The organism is Pseudomonas morbosilactucae (assembly GCF_023241715.1).
Classification (GTDB): domain Bacteria; phylum Pseudomonadota; class Gammaproteobacteria; order Pseudomonadales; family Pseudomonadaceae; genus Aquipseudomonas; species Aquipseudomonas morbosilactucae.
Genome location: NZ_JALQCW010000015.1, coordinates 51,578 through 73,930, shown reverse-complemented (window position 1 = coordinate 73,930; position 22,353 = coordinate 51,578). Strand labels below are relative to the sequence as shown.

At 58.9% G+C, this 22,353-nt stretch carries 23 protein-coding genes and 1 other RNA gene; 18 read left to right on the top strand and 6 right to left on the bottom strand.

Features of this window, described 5'->3' with window-relative positions; genetic code table 11:
- The first annotated feature begins 1 nt into the window (after position 1).
- Positions 2–1,096: a cell division protein ZapE gene (zapE, locus tag M1B34_RS08545; protein ID WP_268261272.1), complete on the top strand. Its 1,095-nt coding sequence runs from the start codon at positions 2–4 to the stop codon at positions 1,094–1,096.
- Positions 1,097–1,148: 52 nt separating this feature from the next.
- Here zapE and M1B34_RS08540 read toward each other — a convergent pair whose 3' ends face one another.
- Positions 1,149–2,048: a GlxA family transcriptional regulator gene (locus tag M1B34_RS08540; protein ID WP_185039450.1), complete on the bottom strand. Its 900-nt coding sequence runs from the start codon at positions 2,046–2,048 to the stop codon at positions 1,149–1,151.
- Between the two features lie 243 nt (positions 2,049–2,291).
- On the opposite strand from M1B34_RS08540, the gene M1B34_RS08535 reads away from it, so the two are divergent.
- Positions 2,292–3,428, top strand: a complete 1,137-nt coding sequence (locus M1B34_RS08535) for an acyl-CoA dehydrogenase family protein (protein ID WP_268264856.1) — start codon at positions 2,292–2,294, stop codon at positions 3,426–3,428.
- An 81-nt stretch (positions 3,429–3,509) separates the two neighbouring features.
- Here M1B34_RS08535 and M1B34_RS08530 read toward each other — a convergent pair whose 3' ends face one another.
- On the bottom strand, positions 3,510–4,550 hold the full coding sequence (locus tag M1B34_RS08530) for an NADP(H)-dependent aldo-keto reductase (protein ID WP_123337755.1): 1,041 nt from the start codon (positions 4,548–4,550) through the stop codon (positions 3,510–3,512).
- A gap of 248 nt (positions 4,551–4,798) precedes the next feature.
- Between M1B34_RS08530 and rplM the strand changes: the two genes are divergently transcribed.
- The 7 genes from rplM (at position 4,799) to M1B34_RS08495 (ending at position 9,679) form a co-directional block, all read left to right on the top strand.
- A complete protein-coding gene (gene rplM / locus M1B34_RS08525; RefSeq protein WP_007928449.1) occupies positions 4,799–5,227 on the top strand; it encodes a 50S ribosomal protein L13 in 429 nt (142 codons plus the stop codon).
- 14 nt (positions 5,228–5,241) lie between these two features.
- A complete protein-coding gene (gene rpsI / locus M1B34_RS08520; protein WP_003205364.1) occupies positions 5,242–5,634 on the top strand; it encodes a 30S ribosomal protein S9 in 393 nt (130 codons plus the stop codon).
- Positions 5,635–5,887: 253 nt separating this feature from the next.
- Positions 5,888–6,481, top strand: a complete 594-nt coding sequence (petA, locus tag M1B34_RS08515; RefSeq protein WP_123337754.1) for a ubiquinol-cytochrome c reductase iron-sulfur subunit — start codon at positions 5,888–5,890, stop codon at positions 6,479–6,481.
- Complete coding sequence (locus M1B34_RS08510; protein WP_268264855.1) at positions 6,481–7,692, top strand: cytochrome b; 1,212 nt, start codon at positions 6,481–6,483, stop codon at positions 7,690–7,692. Before petA ends, M1B34_RS08510 begins: the two co-directional genes overlap by 1 nt.
- Positions 7,692–8,474, top strand: coding sequence for a cytochrome c1 (locus tag M1B34_RS08505; protein WP_268264854.1), 783 nt, complete (start codon positions 7,692–7,694; stop codon positions 8,472–8,474). Before M1B34_RS08510 ends, M1B34_RS08505 begins: the two co-directional genes overlap by 1 nt.
- Positions 8,475–8,625: 151 nt before the next feature.
- The gene (locus tag M1B34_RS08500) at positions 8,626–9,243 is read left to right on the top strand and encodes a glutathione S-transferase N-terminal domain-containing protein (RefSeq protein WP_123337747.1); all 618 of its coding nucleotides are present in this window, start codon (positions 8,626–8,628) and stop codon (positions 9,241–9,243) included.
- 16 nt (positions 9,244–9,259) lie between these two features.
- On the top strand, positions 9,260–9,679 hold the full coding sequence (locus M1B34_RS08495; RefSeq protein ID WP_268264853.1) for a ClpXP protease specificity-enhancing factor: 420 nt from the start codon (positions 9,260–9,262) through the stop codon (positions 9,677–9,679).
- A gap of 52 nt (positions 9,680–9,731) precedes the next feature.
- Here M1B34_RS08495 and M1B34_RS08490 read toward each other — a convergent pair whose 3' ends face one another.
- The 4 genes from M1B34_RS08490 to M1B34_RS08475 all read right to left on the bottom strand — a co-directional run bounded on the left by M1B34_RS08490 (position 9,732) and on the right by M1B34_RS08475 (position 13,190).
- Positions 9,732–10,313, bottom strand: coding sequence for a BON domain-containing protein (locus M1B34_RS08490; RefSeq protein WP_123337743.1), 582 nt, complete (start codon positions 10,311–10,313; stop codon positions 9,732–9,734).
- The gene (locus M1B34_RS08485) at positions 10,310–10,903 is read right to left on the bottom strand and encodes a phosphoheptose isomerase (RefSeq protein WP_057451753.1); all 594 of its coding nucleotides are present in this window, start codon (positions 10,901–10,903) and stop codon (positions 10,310–10,312) included. The genes M1B34_RS08490 and M1B34_RS08485 overlap by 4 nt, the downstream gene beginning before the upstream one ends.
- A 104-nt stretch (positions 10,904–11,007) precedes the next feature.
- A complete protein-coding gene (locus M1B34_RS08480; RefSeq protein WP_123337741.1) occupies positions 11,008–11,379 on the bottom strand; it encodes a YraN family protein in 372 nt (123 codons plus the stop codon).
- Positions 11,379–13,190, bottom strand: a complete 1,812-nt coding sequence (locus M1B34_RS08475) for a penicillin-binding protein activator (RefSeq protein ID WP_268264852.1) — start codon at positions 13,188–13,190, stop codon at positions 11,379–11,381. The genes M1B34_RS08480 and M1B34_RS08475 overlap by 1 nt, the downstream gene beginning before the upstream one ends.
- Before the next feature lie 237 nt (positions 13,191–13,427).
- Here M1B34_RS08475 and rsmI point away from each other — a divergent pair, with 237 nt between their 5' ends.
- From rsmI to mraY, 9 genes are all read left to right on the top strand, one after another.
- A complete protein-coding gene (rsmI, locus tag M1B34_RS08470; RefSeq protein WP_268264861.1) occupies positions 13,428–14,282 on the top strand; it encodes a 16S rRNA (cytidine(1402)-2'-O)-methyltransferase in 855 nt (284 codons plus the stop codon).
- 73 nt (positions 14,283–14,355) lie between these two features.
- Positions 14,356–14,709, top strand: an RNA gene (rnpB, locus tag M1B34_RS08465) — RNase P RNA component class A.
- Between the two features lie 308 nt (positions 14,710–15,017).
- Positions 15,018–15,473 (top strand): division/cell wall cluster transcriptional repressor MraZ, encoded by a 456-nt coding sequence (gene mraZ, locus M1B34_RS08460; RefSeq protein WP_011063319.1) that lies wholly within the window; start codon positions 15,018–15,020, stop codon positions 15,471–15,473.
- Entirely contained in the window at positions 15,470–16,417 is a 948-nt protein-coding gene (rsmH, locus tag M1B34_RS08455) for a 16S rRNA (cytosine(1402)-N(4))-methyltransferase RsmH (RefSeq protein WP_425273383.1), read from the top strand. Before mraZ ends, rsmH begins: the two co-directional genes overlap by 4 nt.
- Positions 16,414–16,707: a cell division protein FtsL gene (gene ftsL, locus M1B34_RS08450; RefSeq protein WP_123337735.1), complete on the top strand. Its 294-nt coding sequence runs from the start codon at positions 16,414–16,416 to the stop codon at positions 16,705–16,707. Before rsmH ends, ftsL begins: the two co-directional genes overlap by 4 nt.
- Positions 16,704–18,428 carry a peptidoglycan D,D-transpeptidase FtsI family protein gene (locus M1B34_RS08445; protein ID WP_268264851.1) on the top strand — a complete coding sequence of 575 codons (1,725 nt, stop codon included), beginning with the start codon at positions 16,704–16,706 and terminating at the stop codon, positions 18,426–18,428. Before ftsL ends, M1B34_RS08445 begins: the two co-directional genes overlap by 4 nt.
- A complete protein-coding gene (locus M1B34_RS08440; protein ID WP_268264850.1) occupies positions 18,428–19,891 on the top strand; it encodes a UDP-N-acetylmuramoyl-L-alanyl-D-glutamate--2,6-diaminopimelate ligase in 1,464 nt (487 codons plus the stop codon). Before M1B34_RS08445 ends, M1B34_RS08440 begins: the two co-directional genes overlap by 1 nt.
- Positions 19,884–21,266 (top strand): UDP-N-acetylmuramoyl-tripeptide--D-alanyl-D-alanine ligase, encoded by a 1,383-nt coding sequence (locus M1B34_RS08435; RefSeq protein WP_268264849.1) that lies wholly within the window; start codon positions 19,884–19,886, stop codon positions 21,264–21,266. Before M1B34_RS08440 ends, M1B34_RS08435 begins: the two co-directional genes overlap by 8 nt.
- The gene (mraY, locus tag M1B34_RS08430; protein ID WP_123337727.1) at positions 21,266–22,348 is read left to right on the top strand and encodes a phospho-N-acetylmuramoyl-pentapeptide-transferase; all 1,083 of its coding nucleotides are present in this window, start codon (positions 21,266–21,268) and stop codon (positions 22,346–22,348) included. The genes M1B34_RS08435 and mraY overlap by 1 nt, the downstream gene beginning before the upstream one ends.
- Positions 22,349–22,353: the final 5 nt, after the last annotated feature.

Genomic DNA, 22,353 nt, shown 5'->3' with positions numbered 1-22,353 from the left:
TATGACGCCCCTAGAACGATATCAAGCTGATCTGAAACGCCCCGAGTTCTTCCACGACGCTGCGCAGGAAACGGCGGTGCGTCATTTGCAGCGTCTGTATGACGACCTGGTTGCGGCTTCGCAGAACAAGCCGGGCCTGTTGGGCAAACTGTTCGGCAAGAAAGACCAGGCGCCGGTCAAGGGCCTGTATTTCTGGGGCGGCGTGGGTCGTGGCAAGACCTATCTGGTGGACACCTTCTACGAGGCTTTACCGTTCAAGGAAAAGTCGCGGACGCACTTTCACCGCTTTATGAAGCGTGTGCACGAAGAGATGAAGACCCTGGGCGGCGAAAAGAACCCGCTCACCATCATTGCCAAGCGTTTTTCCCAGGAAGCCCGGGTGATCTGCTTTGACGAGTTCTTCGTGTCCGACATTACCGACGCGATGATCCTTGGCACCTTGATGGAAGAGTTGTTCAAGAACGGCGTGACCCTGGTAGCCACCTCGAACATCGTTCCGGATGGCTTGTACAAAGACGGTCTGCAACGGGCGCGCTTCCTGCCGGCCATTGCCTTGATCAAGCAGAACACCGAGATCGTCAACGTTGACAGCGGCGTGGATTACCGTCTGCGTCACCTGGAACAGGCCGAGCTGTTCCACTTCCCCCTGGACGAGGCGGCCCACGAAAGCCTGCGCAAGAGCTTCCGCGCGCTGACGCCGGAATGCACCCAGGCTGTGGAAAACGATGTGCTGATGATTGAAAACCGCGAAATTCGTGCCTTGCGTACTTGCGATGATGTGGCCTGGTTCGATTTTCGTGAGCTGTGCGATGGCCCGCGGAGCCAGAACGACTACATCGAGCTGGGCAAGATTTTCCATGCGGTGTTGCTCAGTGGCGTGGAGCAGATGAGCGTGACCACCGACGATATCGCCCGACGTTTTATCAACATGGTCGACGAGTTCTACGACCGTAACGTCAAGCTGATCATTTCGGCGGAAGTCGAGCTCAAGGACCTCTACACCGGCGGTCGCTTGAATTTCGAGTTCCAGCGCACCCTCAGTCGATTGTTGGAGATGCAGTCCCACGAGTTCCTGTCGCGGGCGCACAAGCCGTAACGGCGCTTCGGATCGACGCAAAAAAGGGCCTGCATTGCAGGCCCTTTTTCATTTACGCGGCTTGTTGCAAAAACTGCTGTCGGTACTGGTTGGGCGACAGTTCGGTGTGCTGGCGGAACAGCCGGGCAAAGAAACTCGCATCGTCATAACCCACCTCGTAGCTGATGGTCTTGATGCTCTTGCGGGTACCCGAGAGCAAGCCTTTGGCGGTTTCGATGCGCAGGCGTTGCAGATAGTGCAGGGGCTTGTCGCCGGTGGCGGTCTGGAAGCGCCGCATGAAGTTACGAATGCTCATGCCGTGTTCTCGGGCCACGTCTTCGAAGCGGAACTTGTCGGCGAAGTGCTCCTCGAGCCACTGTTGGATCTGCAGGATGATCACATCCTGGTGCAGTTTCTGGCCGCCGAAACCGATGCGCCCGGGGGAGTAGCTGCGCTGCACCTCATAGAGAATGTCCCGGGCCACCGCCTGGGCCACGTGGGCGCCGCAGAAGCGCTCGATCAGGTAGATGTACAGGTCGCAGGCCGAGGTGGTGCCGCCGGCGCAATAGAGGTTGTCGGCGTCGGTCAGGTGTTTGTCCTGGTTGAGCTGGACGTTGGGGAAGCGTTCGCTGAAAGCGTTGAAAAAACGCCAGTAGGTGGTGGCCTCCTTGCCGTCGAGCAGGCCCGCTTCGGCCAGCCAGAAGACGCCGGTGGCTTCGCCGCAGAGCACGGCGCCGCGAGCATGCTGCTCCCGCAACCAGGGCATGATCTGTGGATAACGCTGGCACAGCGTCTCGAAGTCATCCCAGAAGGCCGGGAGGATGATCACATCGGTGTTTTCCAGGGCGCCGTCGACCGGCATGATCACGTCGCTGAAACTGCACACGGGCTGGCCGTCGGGGCTGACCAGGCGAGTTTCAAAGGCCGGGGTCAGGCCCAAGCCCAGTTGTTTGCCGTAGCGCAGGCTGGCCAGATGGAAAAAGTCCTTGGCCTGCATGAGGGTTGAAGCGAAAACCCGGTCGATAGCCAGGATGCTGACGCGCCGCAAGGGCGTGGAGGTTTGGTTAGACATAATTCAATTGTTCTTATAGGGGAAAGTGGTCACCAGACGGCTGGATCGTCTTATTTTTTGTCGGATGTGTCCAGTGCCCTGTGCGGCAGGTCGGGCATAGGCTTTGTGGGCTGATCCCCTCCGACAATTCTTTAAGGTGGCCGCATGATCCCTAGAACCTTGTTCAGTTCCGAGCACGAGCTTTTCCGCGACAGCGTGCGGACCTTCCTGGAAAAGGAAGCCGTGCCGTTTCATGGGCAGTGGGAAAAGCAGGGCTACATCGACCGTCAGCTATGGAACAAGGCGGGGGAGGCGGGGATGTTGTGCTCCCATCTGCCGGAGCAATACGGCGGCTTGGGTGCGGATTTTCTCTACAGCGCGGTGGTGATCGAAGAAGTGGGGCGGCTCGGCCTGACAGGGATCGGCTTCTCTCTGCATTCGGACATCGTCGCGCCGTACATCCTGCATTACGGCAGCGAGGCCTTGAAGCGGCACTACCTGCCGAAACTGATTTCCGGGGAGATGGTCACGGCCATCGCCATGACCGAGCCGGGGGCGGGGTCCGACCTGCAAGGCGTCAAGACCACGGCGGTGCTGGACGGTGATGAGTACGTGATCAATGGTTCCAAGACCTTTATCACCAACGGCTACCTGGCTGACTTGGTGATAGTGGTGGCCAAGACCGATCCCAAGGCTGGCGCCAAAGGCATCAGCCTGTTTCTGATGGAGGCGGATACGCCAGGCTTTTCCAAGGGCAAACGCCTGGAGAAAGTGGGCATGAAGGCCCAGGACACCTCCGAACTGTTCTTCCAGGATGTGCGGGTGCCCAAGGAAAACCTGCTGGGGCAGGCGGGGTTGGGCTTTGCCTATCTGATGCAGGAGTTGCCCCAAGAGCGCCTGACGGTAGCGATTGGCGGCCTGGCGTCTGCCGAGGCGGCGCTGCAGTGGACCCTGGACTACACCCGTGAGCGCAAGGCGTTCGGGCAAGCCATTGCCGATTTCCAGAACACCCGGTTCAAGCTCGCGGAAATGGCCACCGAGATTCAGATTGGCCGGGTGTTTGTAGACCGCTGCCTGGAGCTGCATCTCCAGGACAAGCTGGATGTGCCGACCGCAGCGATGGCCAAGTATTGGGGCACGGACCTGCAATGCAAGGTGCTCGACGAGTGCGTGCAGTTGCATGGTGGCTACGGTTTTATGTGGGAATACCCGATTGCCCGGGCTTGGGCGGATGCGAGGGTCCAGCGGATTTATGCCGGGACTAACGAGATCATGAAGGAGATCATCGCGCGCTCGCTGTAGGAGGCGGCTTGCCGGCAAATGAACGCGACGCGCAATGCGTGTCGCGCCATTCGCCGGCAAGGCTGCGCCTACAGAGGCGGTTTATGGCGCAGGGTTTGGGTGGTCCTTGTGGATCGCCTCGATCCCGGCCAGCACTTCATCCGACAGCTTGAGCTCGAAGCTGGCGATGTTGCTGTCCAGTTGTTCCAGGGTCGTCGCACCGATGATGTTGCTGGTCACGAACGGCTGTTGGTTCACGAATGCCAGGGCCATTTGTGCCGGGTCCAGGCCGTGCTCGCGCGCCAGGGCCACGTAACGGCTGCAGGCCGCTTCCGATTGCGGGTTGAAGTAGCGGCTGAAGCGGTTGTACAGGCTCAGGCGACCTTTCGGCGGGCGGGCGCCGCCTTCGTATTTGCCCGACAGGAAGCCGAACGCCAGGGGCGAGTAGGCCAGCAGGCCGCACTGTTCGCGCAGGGCGATTTCCGCCAGGCCGACTTCAAAGCTGCGGTTGAGCAGGTTGTAGGGGTTCTGGATCGACACTGCCCGTGGCCAGCCTCGGCTTTCGGCCAGGGCCAGGAACTTCATGGTGCCCCACGGCGTTTCGTTGGACAGGCCAATGTGACGGATCTTGCCGGCCTTGACCTGTTCGTCCAGGGCTTCAAGGGTTTCCTCAAGCGGCGTGAAGTCTTCATCGGCCTTGTGCTTGTAGCCGAGTTGGCCGAAGAAGTTGGTGCTACGCTCGGGCCAGTGCAGTTGGTACAGGTCGATCCAATCGGTTTGCAGGCGCTTGAGGCTGGCGTCCACGGCTTCGACGATGTGTTTGCGGTTGTGCTTGAGCTGTTTGTCGCGGATGTAGTCGATGGTGTTGCCGGGGCCGGCAATCTTGCTGGCCAGGATCCAGTCGGCGCGGTCACCGCGGCTCTTGAACCAGTTGCCGATGTAGCGCTCGGTGGTGGCGTAAGTTTCGGCTTTGGGCGGCACCGGGTACATCTCGGCGGTGTCGATGAAATTGATCCCGGCGTGCTTGGCCCGTTCGATCTGGGCAAAGGCTTCGGCTTCAGTGTTTTGCTCGCCCCAGGTCATGGTTCCCAGGCAAATGGCACTCACATTCAGATCGGTTCGGCCTAGCTGGCGATAGTCCATCGGGTACTCCCTTGGCAAAACAATCATAAAAGCAGGTTGAAATTTTTTTCGCAATCTGCATAATTCGGCAGCTCTTTCTGCAGTGGAAGTGATGCGCCGCCTGCCGAAGAATCTTGCCGTATAACGGACGCGCTGACCCGAGCCCCCGATAGCGTCTGTATCCGGCTGCCTTTGACCTTGTCAAAGTACGCACTATTCAGTAAGATCCGCCGTCTAATTTATCAGGGCGGCCCCTGAGGCTATAAAGAATGAAAACTTTTACTGCTAAACCGGAAACAGTTAAGCGCGACTGGTTCGTCGTCGACGCTGCTGGTCAGACCCTGGGTCGTCTGGCCACCGAAATCGCGAGCCGTCTGCGTGGCAAGCACAAGCCTGAGTACACTCCTCACGTTGACACCGGCGACTACATCGTCGTGATCAATGCCGAGCAGGTACGTGTTACTGGCGCTAAAACCACTGACAAAATGTACTACTCCCACTCCGGTTTCCCGGGCGGCATCAAGTCGATCAACTTCGAAAAGCTGATCGCTAAAGCCCCTGAGCGCGTGATCGAGACCGCGGTTAAAGGCATGCTGCCTAAGAACCCGCTGGGTCGCGACATGTACCGTAAGCTGAAAGTCTATGCGGGCGCTGCTCACCCTCATACTGCTCAGCAGCCCCAAGAACTGAAGATTTAACGGAATAGTTCATTATGTCGGCGACTCAAAATTACGGCACTGGCCGTCGCAAGACTGCAACCGCACGCGTTTTCCTGCGTCCGGGTACTGGCAATATCTCCATCAACAACCGCTCCCTGGATAACTTCTTCGGCCGCGAAACTGCCCGTATGGTAGTTCGTCAGCCGCTGGAACTGACCGAGACCGTCGAGAAATTCGACATCTACGTCACCGTTATCGGTGGTGGTGTGAGTGGCCAAGCTGGCGCAATCCGCCACGGCATCACTCGTGCTCTGATGGACTACGACGAAACTCTGCGCGGTGCTCTGCGTAAAGCTGGCTTCGTAACTCGCGACGCTCGTGAAGTTGAACGTAAGAAAGTTGGTCTGCGTAAAGCGCGTAAGCGTCCGCAGTACTCGAAGCGTTAATTCGCTTCCGCGTTCAAAAACGCCCAGTCTCCTCACGGAGCTGGGCGTTTTTTATGGGCGAAGTTTTTTCATGTGACAACTTGCCACATCCGTAGAGCCCCTATAATACAAGGCTTGGAGCTTGGACGACTTGGTAATTACCTTGTCAGAGGTGGGGCTTTTCATTACCATTCGGCAAAATTTTTATAAGTTCAGATTTTTACTTAGTAGACGCCTGATTTAACAGGCCACAAAGCTGATGGGAGAGGACTGAATGAGCAATGACGGCGTGAATGCAGGCCGGCGTCGCTTCTTGGTAGCAGCCACATCCGTGGTGGGTGCTGCAGGAGCGGTGGGGGCTGCGGTCCCGTTCGTGGGGTCATGGTTTCCCAGTGCCAAGGCGAAAGCCGCAGGTGCTCCGGTGAAAGTGAATATCAGCAAGATCGACCCAGGTCAGCAGATGATTGCTGAGTGGCGTGGTCAGCCGGTATTTATCGTCCGCCGCACTGAGGAGATTCTGGGGAATCTGAAAAAGATCGAGGGCCAGCTCTCTGATCCCAACTCCAAGAACTCGGACCAACCCACCTACGTCGACCCGGAAGTGCGTTCGATCAAGCCAGAGATTCTGCTGCTGATCGGTATCTGCACCCACCTGGGCTGTTCTCCAACCTTCCGTCCTGAAGTGGCGCCCGCGGATCTGGGCAAGGACTGGGTCGGTGGCTATTTTTGCCCTTGCCACGGCTCCCACTACGATCTGGCTGGCCGCGTCTACAAGTCGCAACCCGCGCCTTTGAACCTGCCAGTACCCCCGCATTCCTATGAGTCGGATGACCTCATTGTCATTGGCGTCGACACGGAGAAAGCGTGATGAGCAAGTTCATGGATTGGGTTGATGCGCGCTTCCCCGCAACCAAAATGTGGGAAGACCATCTCAGCAAGTATTACGCTCCGAAGAACTTCAACTTCTTCTACTTCTTTGGCTCCTTGGCGCTGTTGGTTCTGGTCAACCAGATCGTGACTGGTGTCTGGCTGACCATGAGCTACACCCCTTCGGCGGAAGAGGCTTTCGCTTCCGTTGAATACATCATGCGTGACGTCGAGTACGGCGCCATCCTGCGTCTGCTGCACTCCACTGGCGCGTCAGCGTTCTTTGTGGTGGTTTACATGCACATGTTCCGTGGCCTGCTCTACGGTTCGTACCAGAAGCCTCGTGAGCTGGTGTGGCTGTTCGGCATGCTGATTTACCTGGCGCTGATGGCTGAGGCCTTCATGGGGTATCTGTTGCCGTGGGGGCAGATGTCCTACTGGGGTGCCCAGGTGATCATCTCGCTGTTTGGTGCGATCCCAGTCATCGGCAACGACCTGACCCAGTGGATCCGTGGTGACTACCTGATTTCGGGCATCACCTTGAACCGCTTCTTCGCCTTGCACGTTGTTGCCTTGCCCATCGTGATCCTCGGTCTGGTGGTCTTGCATATCTTGGCGTTGCACGAAGTGGGTTCGAACAACCCGGATGGTGTCGACATCAAGAAGCATAAGGACGAAAACGGTATCCCGCTGGACGGCATTGCCTTCCACCCGTACTACACCGTGAAAGATATCGTCGGCGTAGTGGTGTTCCTGTTCATCTTCTGCTCGATCGTGTTCTTCTTCCCGGAGATGGGCGGCTATTTCCTAGAGAAGCCAAACTTCGAGCAGGCCAACCCGTTCAAAACGCCTGAGCACATCGCCCCGGTTTGGTACTTCACCCCGTTCTACGCGATCTTGCGGGCGGTTCCAGACAAGCTTCTGGGGGTTATCGCCATGGGCGCGGCAATTGCCGTCCTGTTTGTGCTGCCTTGGCTCGACCGCAGTCCGGTCAAGTCCATGCGCTACAAAGGCTGGCTGAGCAAGATCTGGTTGGTGGTGTTCTGCATCTCGTTCGTGATCCTGGGTGTGCTGGGGGTTCTGGCGCCGACTCCGGGTCGTACGTTGCTGTCGCAGGTATGCACCTTCCTGTACTTCGCCTACTTCATTCTGATGCCGTTCTACACCAGGCTCGAGAAGACCAAACCGGTTCCGGAAAGGGTGACTGGCTGATGAAAAAGCTATTTGCTGTACTGATTCTTGCGGCTATGCCTGTGTTGTCCTTTGCGGCTGAGCATGGTGGCCCTGAGCTGGAAAAGATTGATATCGATCTGTCCGACAAGGCTGCGATGCAGGATGGCGCGCGCACGTTCGCCAACTACTGTATGGGTTGTCACAGTGCCAAATTCCAGCGCTATGAGCGCGTGGCTGATGATCTGGGCATTCCCCATGACTTGATGCTGAGCAAGCTGGTCTTCACTGGTGCCAAGATTGGCGATCACATGAATATCGGCATGCAGCCAGCGGACGCCAAAGCCTGGTTCGGTGCTGCTCCGCCGGATCTGACCCTGGTGGCTCGTGTTCGCGGTACCGACTGGCTCTACGGTTACCTGAAGTCGTTCTATGAAGACCCGGCGCGCCCTTGGGGTGTGAATAACAAGGTGTTCCCGAACGTCGGCATGCCTAACGTGTTGGTGGGGTTGCAAGGTCGCCAGGTGGTGGGTTGCAAGCAGGTTCAGACGGTGGTCGATGGCAAGAAGCAATACGACACCTTGACCGGTACGCCGCTGACTCACGAGGCCTGTGACCAACTGACCATCGTGGAGAAAACCGGGACCCTCAACGAGCAGCAGTTCGATGAGAAGGTCAAGAATCTGGTGACGTTCCTGGCCTATTCGGCCAACCCAGTGAAACTGCAGCATCAGCGTATTGGTACCTACGTGTTACTGTATCTGGCCTTTTTCTTCGTGTTCGCTTATCTGCTCAAGCGCGAATACTGGAAAGACGTTCATTGATATAGCTGTAAACAATAGCTGTTGAATGCGCGCGCCCCAGGGCGTCTCTGAAGGTGTAGCGAGTCTGGATCATCCAGCCGTTACGAGAGGCGCCCTCCGGGCGCGCTCGTTTTTCTGCTTCCGATAATTTCAACAAGCGAGGAGGATCGCCATGGGCGTGACCAATCGGTTGGCCTGTTACTCCGACCCCGCCGACCACTATTCCCACCGAGTACGTATCGTACTTGCAGAGAAGGGTGTCAGCGCCGAGATCATCAGTGTGGAGGCGGGGCGTCAGCCGCCGAAACTGATCGAAGTGAACCCTTACGGCAGTCTCCCCACCCTGGTCGATCGTGACCTGGCGTTGTGGGAGTCGACCGTGGTGATGGAATATCTGGATGAGCGTTACCCGCATCCGCCTTTACTGCCGGTTTATCCTGTGGCGCGTGCCAACAGCCGCCTGTTGATTCATCGCATCCAGCGTGACTGGTGTGGGCAGGTGGATCTGATCCTGGATCCGCGGACCAAGGAAGCGGCCCGCGTGCTGGCTCGTAAAGAGCTGCGGGAAAGTCTGACGGGGGTTTCTCCCTTGTTTGCCGAGAAGCCGTTTTTCCTCAGTGAGGAACAAAGCCTGGTGGATTGCTGCCTACTGCCCATACTCTGGAGGTTGCCGATTCTGGGTATTGAATTGCCACGGCCAGCCAAGCCGTTGCTTGATTATATGGAGCGCCAATTTGCGCGTGAGGCTTTCCAGGCGAGTCTGTCTGGCGTCGAACGTGATATGCGCTAAGGCTTAAGGAGCCGCTATGAACTCCAGTCGACCTTATTTGGTCCGCGCGCTCTATGAGTGGATTGTGGATAACGATTGCACCCCGCACATGCTGGTCAATTCCGACTATCCGGCTGTGCAGGTGCCTCAGGGGTTTGCCAGTGATGGGCAGATCGTCTTGAACATCTCGCCGAGCGCTGTGCGCCATTTGCACATGGATAACGATGCGGTGACCTTTGAGGGGCGCTTTGGTGGCGTGCCTCATAGCCTGCACGTGCCCATAGCTGCGATCCTGGGCATTTACGCTCGGGAGAATGGTCAGGGTATGGTCTTTGATCTGGAGTCGCCCCTGGATGACGAGGGTGATGATGAGACCGATCAGGAAGATGATGTCCCGCCACCTGATAGCGAGCCACCGCGCCCCAGCGGTCGGCCAAGCCTGAAGGTAGTGAAGTAATAAAAAAGGCGATCCGATGGATCGCTTTTTTATGCCTGTCGTTTGTGCCGTGTCAGTCGATGTATTCGAACACTTTCACAATCTTCTGGACCCCGGAAACACCCTGTACCGCATTGCTCGCCAGGTTGGCTTCCTGCTGGGTCACCAGGCCCATCAGGTAAACGATGCCGTTTTCGGTGATGACCTTGATTCGCGAGCCGGGGATGTTGGAGTCGGTCAGCATCTGGGCCTTGATCTTGGTGGTCAGCAAGGAGTCGTTGCTGATTGCCAGCAAGGTGATGGGCTCCATGACTTGCAGTTCGTTATGCACCTTCTTCACGCGCTGCACGGTGCTCGCCGCTTGCTCGGCCTGGGCCTTGAGGTCCTCGCGCGGAGTTTGCCCGACCAGCAGTACCACGCCGTTGAAGCTGGTCACGCCGATGCGCGACGCGCCGTTGCTCAAGTCGGTGGCGGCTTTGGCGACGTTGACTTCGACCTTGGTCTTGATCAGTGAGTCATCGATTTTGCTGCCGAAGGTGCGGGTACCACGGTCGTCCTCGATGGGTGTGTCACGGCTCGCGGTGATCACCGAGCTGCACCCGCTGATACCAAGGCACAGGGTCAGAGCCAGTAGGCTGAGGCGATTAACGGTCATTCTTCACTCCCGAACAGTTGGCTGTCGATCAAGTCGCAGAGGCAGTGGATCGCCAGCAGGTGGACTTCCTGGATACGTGCGGTGACGTTGGCCGGTACGCGAATCTCGACATCTTCGGGCAGCAGCAGCGAGGCCATGCCGCCGCCATCGCGTCCGGTCAATGCTACGACAACCATTTCGCGATCATGTGCGGCCTGGATCGCTTGAATAATGTTCGCCGAGTTGCCACTGGTTGAAATTGCCAGCAATACGTCCCCGGGTTGGCCCAGGGCGCGGATCTGCTTGGAGAAGACTTCGTTGTAGCTGTAGTCATTGGCGATTGAGGTGATCGTCGAACTGTCGGTCGTCAATGCGATGGCTGGCAAGCTCGGGCGCTCACGTTCAAAGCGATTGAGCAGCTCCGAGGAAAAATGCTGAGCGTCTCCGGCGGAGCCGCCGTTGCCGCAGGAAAGCATTTTGCCTTCGTTGAGCAGGGCGTTGACCATCACCTGGCTGGCTTGCTCGATGTGCGGTGCAAGTACGTCCATCGCCTGTTGCTTGGTGTCGATACTGGCCTGAAAAAGCTGGCGAATTCGGGATTGCATGTCCATCTGTGTGACCTTAAGTAGCGCGGCTTTTTGGCACAAAAATGTGCAGCCCGCAAAGCAAAGAGCAAAAGTGTTAAGTGAAAATGGGCTCTGCCTGAGCGCCTTGATCAGCTGTCAAAGGCATTGCGTAGCCAGTTCAAGTGAGGTTCTGCGCCAGGGGCTTTTTCTATGGCGATCACGTCGAAGCGGCAAGGGTGGTTGGACCAGCGCGACTCGCGTTGCAGAAACGACTGCGCGGCGAAAATCAGTTTTTGCCGCTTGCGCCCGTCGATGCTGCCGAGCGCGCCACCCCATTGCGTGTGTTGTCTGTAGCGGACTTCGACGAATACTACTGTATCGCCGTCCAGCATGACCAGATCAAGCTCGCCGCCTTTGCACAACCAGTTCTGCGCCAGCAGGCGCAGCCCCTGTTGTTCGAGATACCGCAGCGCTTGGCTTTCGGCATCTCGACCGCTTTGCAAGCGTGATCCTTGGAGCATCAGCGCGGCGTGTCGGGCAGGCGAGTCACCTGGCCGCTGACGAACTGTGCCCATGGCAATTGGCGCTCAACGCGACGGCTTGGGCTCATGCTCAGGCTGCCGGTCACCCCTTCCACGCGGCTGTCCGGCAAGGCCTTGAGTTGGCCGATGCGGGGGGCCAGGCGATAGGCGTCGATACCCAGGGCGTACAGGCGGCCCAGGCTGCCACCGGCTGCCGGCCATTGCGCTGCAACCTGTTTGCGCAGTGGGTCATTGGCGTCCAGCAGCCACGGGGTTTCGCAGAAGCGTACGCCGTTCATGTCGTTGTACTGATTCCGGTCGCCGCTAGCGCTGAACACCTGGGAAGTGGCATACACCGGCACATCGCCTGCGTACTGGAAGTTCAGTGTCGGCTTGATCTGCTGGGCTTGTTGCGGTGTGGCGTCGAGGAAGATGAACTCGATGTCCTGGCGTCTTGACGGCTGTGCGGCCACTTGTGTGCCTACGGTGCTTTGCAGGCTCTTGGCGCGCCCTTCGCTCTGACGCAGGTGGAACATGTCGGCGATTTGCTGGGCCAGGGCTACGGGCTGGTCGACGCGAACGATGTCGATGATGCTGCCGCCGTTGGCTTCCCAATCCTGGCGGAAGGCCTTGACCATGCGATCGCCTCGCTCACCTTTGGAGATCATGATCGCTGCACGATGCAGGCCGTCGGCACGAGCGCGACGCGAGACTTCGCGGGCCTCGTCCTCGGGTGCCAAGCCAAACTGGAAGAGTTGGGCCGGGCCTTGTTCGCCTTCGCTGTAGTTCAGTGCCAGGGTGGTGATAGGCAACTGGGGACGGGCGGCCAGCTGTTTGACTTGGTTCTTCTCCAGTGGGCCGATTACCAGTTGTACGCCGGCGGCCTGGGCCTTGCTGTAGAAGTCGTCCAGGGACGTCAGGCGCGAGCTGTCATAGAACTCGATGCTGGGTGGCTTCTGTCCGGCTTGTTGAGCCTGGTAGTGCGCCGCCATGAATCCTTCGCGAAGGGCCTTGGAAACCGACGCCAGTGGGCCGTCTTGCGGCAGCAACAGGGCGATTTTCGACAGCGGCTGGCTGGCCAGTTGCTTGAGCTGGGTCAGTGGCAGTGGCAGTTGAACAGCGGCTGGGTGTTTTGGGTTTTGCGTGCGCCAGTTGTCGATGGCAGCTTGCTGTTGTTCCAGAGTGCCGGCGGATTTGACCGCCAGGGCCAGGCTCATCCAGCCGGCAAGGTCGTCGCTGCCGGCAGGTTGCAGTTGGTCGATGGGCAGTGCGGCAATCAGGGCCCAGATGGCCTCGTGGTTCTTGCTCGCAGCGTCGCCTGTCAGCATCGGTGCAATGAAGATGCGTTCGCGCGCGGCAGCCAGGGTCTGGCCGTCGGCTTCAAATGCGCGTGCATGCACGGTCCCGGTGCGTACCTGCTGGTCGGCCGGTAATTCATTCAGCCGTTGCAGGCTGGGGTGGCTGAGCGCGGTCAGTGCGGCTTTTGGCTGGTTGCGCACCATGGCCAATTCGGCAGCCAGGGTGCTGGCGAAGACCTGTTGGCCTGGCTTGAGGGACTCCATTGGAACTTGTTGGAGAATTTGTCCAGCGCGGCCCGCGTTGCCTTGGCGGTAAGCCATGTCGGCAGCACTCAGGCGCAGCAGGGCAGCCTGGTCAGGGGTTTTGCTATTGGCGGCCTGTTCAAGCAACTGCTCGATACTGGCATCCGGAGTCCGTGGAAGTTCGCCAAGGCTGGAGGAGGGCGAGCTGGCGCAAGCCACCAAAAGGGTAGCCAGGCAAAGGGCAAAGAGCAGCCGCAAGCAAGCGATCATGTAAGTGTTCCTGATACTCGATCAAATTAGCCCGGGATTGTACCCAAGCGTCGACCGGGGCGCGATGTTAGTGGCGATAAACCGTTTATTTAGGTCGTGGAAATGTTACAGCTCGTCGGGGCGGGGCACGTTATGCCGATCTAAAGGCTGGTAGCGGTGATTATTCTGAGCGCCTTGACGCGTTACAATGGCGCTTTTGTCGTTCATGAGGTGTGCGCTTTGACTGCTCCAGGTCCTTTGAATTCAGCTGCGGGCTCGCTTTATGTGGTGGCGACGCCTATCGGCAACCTGGATGACATCAGTGCCCGTGCACTGAAGTTGCTGCGGGAAGTCGCCCTGATTGCTGCGGAAGACACGCGTCACTCCCAGCGGTTGTTACAGCATTTCGGTATTTCCACGCCGCTTGCAGCCTGTCATGAGCATAACGAGCGAGATGAAGGCAGTCGCTTCATCACGCGGCTGCTGGCAGGCGATAACGTGGCCTTGATCTCGGATGCGGGCACGCCGCTGATTTCCGATCCCGGTTATCACTTGGTTCGCCAGGCACGCGCAGCAGGCATCAATGTGGTGCCCGTGCCCGGTGCCTGTGCCCTGATTGCTGCGTTGTCGGCAGCAGGGCTGCCGTCGGACCGTTTTATCTTCGAGGGTTTTTTGCCGGCCAAGGCGGTGGGGCGTCGTGCGCGTCTGGAGCTTGTAAAGGAAGAGCCGCGCACGCTGATTTTCTACGAAGCGCCGCACCGTATTCTCGAGTGCCTGCAGGATATGGAGTGGGTGTTTGGTGGCGAGCGCCCGGCGTTGCTGGCTCGGGAGCTGACCAAGACGTTTGAAACCCTCAAAGGCTTGCCTCTTTCGCAGCTGCGCGAGTTCGTCGAGTCCGACAGCAATCAGCAACGGGGTGAGTGCGTTGTACTGGTGGCGGGTTGGACGGCTCCACAGAGCGATGAAGCGGTCAGTGGCGAGGCAATGCGCATTCTCGAACTGTTATTAAAGGAGATGCCGCTCAAGCGGGCGGCGGCGCTGACAGCGGAAATTACCGGTGAGCGCAAGAATGTCCTCTACCAGGTCGCACTGGATAAACAGAAAGCCGAGTAAAGGGTGGCGGCAAAGTGGCAAAAGGCTTTTAGCGCTTGTTCTTCCGCCTCTCTGCCGTTAACCTGCGCGGCGGAGAGTCGATTGGACAGTCGCTGCCCTCTATGAAAATTAGGGGGGGGAGGAAAGTCCGGGCTCCATAGGGCGGAGTGCCAGGTAATGCCTGGGGGGCGTGAGCCTACGGAAAGTGCCACAGAAAATAACCGCCTAAGCACTTCGGTGCCGGTAAGGGTGAAAAGGTGCGGTAAGAGCGCACCGCACGTCTGGCAACAGTTCGTGGCTAGGTAAACCCCACTCGGAGCAAGACCAAATAGGGTTCCAAGGCGTGGCCCGCGCTGGAACCGGGTAGGTTGCTAAAGATGTCCAGTGATGGCCATCGTAGAGGAATGACTGTCCTCGACAGAACCCGGCTTACAGATCGACTCTCCACCTTTTCCCTCCCTGCTTGATTCAATAGCAGAAGCGTTTTTGTAATACCGAAAAAATCTTACTCTTAACAAACTACTTTAACTTCGTGATGCAGCTTCATGAGCTGGATGAAGTTATCAGGTCAAAACCCTCCGCAAATTCTTGTTATCCCTCTTTTTAGTCTCCTAAATCTCCGATCTATAAGGCTTTTCCGTCGCTGCGCGCCTTGACGGTGTGGTGGGCGCATTCCTATAGTGTGCGCAAGTGGCGGAAAGTGGCATGAAGTGGGTTTTTTGAGCGCAAAACGCTAAAATTTGGAGAAGCGCTGACGTGTTTCGCGGAGCTAACGCTATCAGTCTCGATGCAAAAGGCCGTCTCGCCATGCCGAGCCGGTATCGTGACGAGCTGGTTTCGCGAAGTTCCGGGCAGTTAATCGTCACGATCGACGCTGTTGATCCTTGCTTGTGTGTTTACCCCCTCGATGAGTGGGAGCTGATTGAAACCAAACTGCGCGCACTGCCTTCGCTTCGCGAAGAGAACCGTCGTTTGCAACGTTTGCTGATTGGTAATGCCGTCGACCTCGAGCTCGATGGCAGTGGTCGTTTTCTGGTTCCGCCACGCCTGCGCGAATATGCCAAGTTGGATAAGCGCGCAATGCTGGTTGGCCAACTGAACAAGTTCCAATTGTGGGACGAGGATGCCTGGAACGCTGTGTCTGCAGCGGACCTGGCAGCTATTCAACAACCGGGCGCGATGCCTGATGAACTGCGTGATTTGATCCTGTGACTATTGATAGCGGCTTTAACCACATCACCGTACTGCTTGACGAAGCCGTTGAGGCTCTCGCCGTGCGTGCTGATGGCTGCTATTTGGACGGTACGTTCGGCCGGGGTGGCCACAGTCGCTTGATCCTCAGCAAGCTCGGGCCGGGTGGTCGGCTCCTCGGGTTCGATAAAGATCCCCAAGCGATTGCCACCGGGCAAGCGCTAGCGGCCGAAGACGGCCGCTTTGTCGTTGTACAGCGCAGTTTTGCCGAGCTTGGGTCGGAGGTCTCCGATCGTGGCCTGGATGGCAAAGTCAGCGGGGTTCTGCTGGACCTGGGCGTGTCGTCGCCACAGTTGGACGATCCTGAGCGAGGCTTCAGTTTCCTCAATGATGGCCCCCTGGACATGCGCATGGACCCGACTCGCGGTATCAGCGCTGCCGAGTTCATTGCCACGGCTCCCGTGGAAGAAATCGCCCGTGTGTTCAAGGAATACGGTGAAGAGCGCTTCTCCGGACGCATGGCCCGTGCCGTGGTCGAGCGTCGCGAGATCCAGCCCTTTACGCGTACCGCCGATCTGGCCGAAGTACTGAAAGTCGCCAACCCCGCTTGGGAAAAAGGCAAGAACCCGGCGACTCGCGCATTCCAGGGTCTGCGTATTCATGTGAACAATGAGCTGGGCGATCTGGAAGCCGGTCTTGAGGCCGCGCTGGAATCCCTTGAAGTGGGCGGCCGTCTGGTGGTGATCAGCTTTCACTCCCTGGAAGATCGCATCGTCAAACTGTTCATGCGTCGTCTGGTGAAGGGTGAGTCCGATAACCTGCCGCGCAACCTGCCGGTACGTTTTGAAGCCTTCGTGCCGAAAATCAAAGTCCATGGCAAAGCGCAGTTCGCCTCCGAGGCCGAACTCAAAGCCAACCCACGCTCCCGCAGTGCTGTCATGCGCGTTGCGGAGAAGCTGCGGTGAGCAAGCTTTTCGCCAAGCCACTTCCAGGCGGAAGCTTTTTCATGCTGCTGCTGTTTGTCGGCGTACTGGTTTCCGCGATCGCGGTGTCTTACAGCGCCCACTGGAATCGTCAGTTGCTCAACACGCTTTACGGCGAGTTGAGTGTGCGCGACAAAGCCCAGGCTGAGTGGGGGCGACTGATTCTCGAACAAAGCACGTGGACGGCCCATAGCCGTATCGAAGTCCTGGCGACCGAGCAGCTGAAGATGCGCATTCCTGGCGCTGCCGAAGTGCAAATGGTGGCCCCATGAAGCTCGAGGGTGCGCTCTATCCATGGCGCTTCCGCCTAGTGCTCGGCCTGCTGGCAGTGATGGTGTCGGCGATTGCCTGGCGCATCATTGACCTGCAAGTTGTCGACCGTGACTTTCTCAAAGGCCAGGGCGACGCGCGCAGCGTTCGACATATTCCTATCCCGGCTCACCGTGGTCTGATCACCGACCGTAACGGCGAGCCATTGGCCGTGAGCACCCCAGTGACCACCCTATGGGCCAATGCCAAGGAAATGCAGCTGGCAAAAGACAAGTGGCCGGCCTTGGCTGCCGCTCTTGGCCAAGACCCTAAAGCCCTGGCCGAGCGTCTTGAAGCCCAGGCCAACAAAGAATTCATTTACCTGGTTCGCGGCCTGACCCCTGAGCAGGGGCAACTGGTGCTCGACCTGAAAGTACCCGGTGTCTATGGCATCGAAGAGTTTCGGCGTTTCTACCCTGCCGGTGAAGTCACCGCCCATATGGTTGGTTTTACCGATATCGATGATCGAGGGCGGGAAGGGGTCGAACTGGCCTATGACGAATGGCTGGCGGGGGTCGCCGGCAAGCGCCAGGTCATCAAGGACCGGCGCGGTAGGCTGATCAAGGATGTGCAAGTCACCAAAAACGCCAAGGCCGGTAAGCCCTTGGCGTTGTCCATTGACCTGCGCCTGCAATACCTGGCCAACCGTGAACTGCGTAACGCCATTGTCGAGAATGGCGCCAAGGCCGGCAGCCTGGTCATCATGGACGTGAAGACCGGCGAGATTCTGGCCATGGTCAACCAGCCGACCTACAACCCGAACAACCGTCGTAACCTGCAGCCGGCGATGATGCGCAACCGCGCCATGATCGATGTGTTCGAGCCCGGTTCGACCATGAAACCGATCTCCATGAGTGCGGCACTGGAAACCGGCCGCTGGAAACCCAGCGACACCGTCGAGGTGTACCCGGGGACCCTGCAGATCGGCAAGTACACCATTCGTGACGTATCCAAGACCGAAGGTCCAGTCCTGGACCTGACTGGCATTCTGATCAATTCCAGTAACGTGGGCATGAGTAAGGTCGCCTTCGATATCGGCGGCGAAGCCATTTTCCGGCTGATGCAGAAGGTCGGCCTCGGCCAGGATACGGGCCTGGGTTTCCCGGGCGAGCGTGTGGGCAACCTGCCGAACTACCGGGAGTGGCGTAAAGCCGAGACTGCGACGCTGTCCTACGGCTACGGCCTGTCGGTCACCGCCATCCAGCTGGTTCATGCGTTCTCGGCACTGGCCAACAACGGACGTATTGCGCCCCTGACTCTGATCAAAACCGACAAGGTTCCGGACACTGCCCAGGTGATTCCGGAAAACGTCGCCAAGACCATGCAGGGCATGTTGCAACAGGTCATCGAGGCCCCACGCGGCGTGTTCCGTGCCCAGGTTCCGGCTTATCACGTGGCTGGCAAGAGTGGTACCGCGCGTAAGACTTCGGTCGGCACCAAGGGTTATGCCGAGAACTCCTACCGTTCCCTGTTTGCTGGCTTTGGCCCGATGAGCGATCCGCGTTACGCGATCGTGGTGGTCATCGATGAGCCGAGCAAGGCGGGTTACTTCGGCGGCCTGGTCTCGGCCCCGGTGTTCAGCAAAGTCATGTCCGGCACCCTGCGTCTGATGAACATTACGCCCGACAACTTGCCACCGACCCAACAAGTCAATGCAACTCCAGCCAAAGGAGGGCGCGGCTGATGTCTCTTAGCCTGAACAAGATTTTCGCCCATGCCGGCCGTGATTTGCTGATTCGTGAACTGACACTGGACAGCCGCCAAGTGCGCGCCGGTGATCTGTTTTTGGCAGTGCCTGGCGGTAAGTTCGACGGGCGTGCGCACATTGCCGATGCACTGCAGCGCGGTGCGGCCGCCGTGGCTTATGAAGTCGATGGCGCCACGGTGCTGCCGATCACCGATGCTCCCTTGATTCCCGTCAAAGGCCTGGCCGCCCAACTGTCCGATATCGCTGGGCGCTTTTATGGCGACCCGAGCCGCCAGCTCAACCTGGTGGGTGTGACCGGTACCAACGGTAAAACCAGCGTGACCCAATTGGTCGCCCAGGCGTTGGACCTGCTTGGCCAGCATTGCGGCCTGGTGGGGACCTTGGGCACCGGTTTTTATGGCGCGCTGCAAAGCGGCCAGCACACCACGCCGAATCCGATTGCGGTGCAAGCCACCCTGGCCGACCTGAAAAAGGCCGGTGCCAAGGCGGTGGCCATGGAAGTGTCGTCCCACGGCTTGGATCAGGGCCGTGTCGCGGCCTTGGCCTTCGATGTGGCGGTGCTGACCAATCTGTCCCGGGACCACCTGGATTATCACGGCACCATGGAAGCGTACGGCGCGGCCAAGGCCAAGCTGTTCAACTGGACCGACCTGGCGTGCCGGGTGATCAATCTTGACGACGACTTCGGTCGTCGGTTGGCCGCTGAAAAGCACGACTCGCGCCTGATCACTTACAGCCTGGAAGATGCCAGCGCCTACCTGTATTGCCGCGAGGCGCGGTTCGATGATGAGGGCGTGCGCGCCACACTGGTCACCCCCCAGGGCGAGCATCACTTGTGTAGCACCTTGCTCGGGCGTTTCAACCTGAGCAACGTTCTGGCGGCGGTCGGCGCCTTGTTGGGCCTGGATTACGCGCTGGATGAAATCCTCGCCGTGCTGCCCAAGCTCGAAGGCCCGGCCGGGCGCATGCAGCGTTTGGGGGGCGGTAATCAGCCGCTGGTGGTGGTCGATTACGCCCACACCCCGGACGCGCTGGAAAAGGTTTTGCTGGCCCTGCGTCCCCACGCCAAGGGGCGCTTGCTGTGCCTGTTCGGTTGCGGCGGCGATCGTGATCGCGGCAAGCGGCCGTTGATGGCGCAAGTGGTGGAGCGCCTGGCGGACGCGGTGCTGGTCACCGATGACAATCCTCGTACTGAAGACCCTGCGCTGATTTTCGACGACATCCGAGGTGGTTTTGCTGCAGCGGACAAGGTCGAGTTTGTCGCCGGTCGTGGTTTGGCCATCGCCCAGCTGATTGCCAGTGCTTCGGCAGAGGACGTGATCGTTCTGGCCGGCAAGGGCCATGAGGACTATCAGGAAATCAACGGTGAACGCCACGGGTTTTCCGACTTGGTGGAAGCCGACAAAGCCCTGACTGCCTGGGAGGTCGCCCATGCTTAACGCTTTGAAACTGAGCGAACTGACCCGCGTCTTGGCCGGGCGCCTGGTTGCCGCCGATGCCTCCTTTAATGGCGTCAGCATCGACAGTCGTGCCATCCAGCCCGGGCAGTTGTTTATTGCCTTGGCCGGCCCGCGTTTCGACGGTCATGACTATTTGAATGAAGTCGCTGCCAAGGGTGCGGTCGCAGCCTTGGTGGAGCGTGAAGTCGTGGACTCCACCCTGCCGCAACTGCTGGTCAGCGACACCCGTGTGGCCCTGGGGCAACTCGGCGCGCTCAATCGTTCGGCGTTTACTCAGCCGGTGGCGGCTATTACCGGCTCCAGTGGCAAGACCACGGTCAAGGAAATGCTCGCCAGTATTCTGCGTACTCGCGGCCCGGTGCTGGCCACACGCGGCAACCTGAACAACGACCTCGGTGCGCCACTGACCTTGCTCGAACTGGCTCCGGAACATACCGCCGCGGTCATTGAGCTGGGCGCTTCGCGGATCGGTGAGATCGCCTACACCGTTGCCATGACCCGGCCTCAAGTCGCGGTCATCAACAATGCAGGGACCGCTCACGTCGGTGAGTTCGGTGGCCCGGAGAAGATTGTCGAAGCCAAGGGCGAGATTCTTGAAGGGCTGGACGCTTCTGGCGTCGCCGTGCTGAACCTTGACGACAAGGCCTTTGCGATCTGGAAAGCCCGGGCTGCTGGCCGGCAGATCTTGAGCTTCGCTTTGAGCGACCCTCGTGCAGACTTCCATGCGTCGGATATAGACCGCGATGCGCGGGGCTGCCCTTCGTTCAAACTCCACAGCCCGCAAGGCGTGGAGCAGGTGCAGCTGAACTTGCTGGGCACCCATAACGTGGCCAACGCCTTGGCGGCCGCTGCTGCCGCCCACGCCATGGGCGTCTCGCTGTTTGGTATCGCCACGGGCTTGAACGCTGTGCAGCCAGTAAAAGGGCGCACGGTGGCGCAGTTGGCGAAAAACGGCATTCGTGTGATCGACGACACTTACAACGCAAACCCCACCTCCATGTGCGCCGCCGTTGATATACTCGCCGGCTTTTCCGGCCGCACCGTCCTGGTGCTCGGAGACGTCGGCGAGTTGGGCGAGTGGGCGGAGCAGGGGCACCGCGAAGTGGGTGCATATGCCGCCGGCAAGGTTTCGGCCTTGTACGCCGTAGGTCCGATGATGGCCCATGCCGTGGACGCCTTTGGCGAACATGCGCGCCATTTCGCCAGCCAGGCTGACCTGATTGCCGCTCTGGACGTCGAGCAAGACCCCAATACCACCATTTTGATCAAAGGATCGCGCAGTGCGGTGATGGAAAACATCGTCGTGGCGTTGTGCGGTCCCCTTCTTCAAGAAAAGAACGGAGTGAAACATTAATGCTGCTGCTGCTAGCGGAGTACCTGCAACAGTTCTACAAAGGCTTCGCGGTCTTTCAGTACCTGACCCTGCGCGGGATTCTCGGTGTGCTGACCGCGTTGTCGTTGTCGCTGTGCCTGGGGCCGTGGATGATCCGCACGTTGCAGAGCCGGCAGATCGGTCAGTCCGTCCGTAACGACGGGCCGCAGTCTCACCTGTCCAAATCTGGCACCCCCACCATGGGCGGTGCGCTGATTCTTTCTGCCATTGGTGTCAGCACCCTGCTGTGGGCAGACCTGCGCAACCACTATGTGTGGGTTGTGCTGTTGGTGACCCTGGCGTTTGGTGCCATCGGTTGGGTGGATGACTACCGCAAGGTGATCGAGAAGAACTCCCGAGGCTTGCCGAGCCGCTGGAAGTATTTCTGGCAGTCGGTGTTCGGCCTGGGTGCGGCGATCTTCCTTTATATGACCGCGCAGAGTCCGGTGGAAACCACCCTGCTGATCCCGATGCTCAAGGACGTCAGCATTCCATTGGGCGTGGGCTTCGTGGTGCTGACCTACTTCGTTATTGTCGGATCGAGCAACGCGGTCAACCTCACCGACGGCCTCGACGGCCTGGCGATCATGCCGACCGTGATGGTGGGCGGTGCTCTGGGCATCTTCTGCTACCTGTCGGGTAACGTGAAGTTTGCCGAGTACCTGCTGATCCCTTACGTACCGGGCGCTGGTGAGCTGATTGTGTTCTGTGGCGCGTTGATTGGCGCCGGCCTGGGTTTCTTGTGGTTCAACACGTACCCGGCCCAAGTATTCATGGGCGACGTCGGCGCACTGGCGCTGGGCGCGGCTTTGGGCACCATCGCGGTAATCGTTCGCCAGGAAATCGTCCTGTTCATCATGGGCGGTGTCTTTGTGATGGAGACCCTGTCGGTGGTCATCCAGGTGGCCTCTTTCAAACTCACCGGTCGTCGTGTGTTCCGCATGGCGCCGATCCACCACCACTTTGAACTCAAGGGCTGGCCCGAGCCGCGCGTGATTGTCCGTTTCTGGATCATCACTGTGATTCTCGTGTTGGTCGGCCTTGCCACCCTGAAGCTGAGGTAGAACGA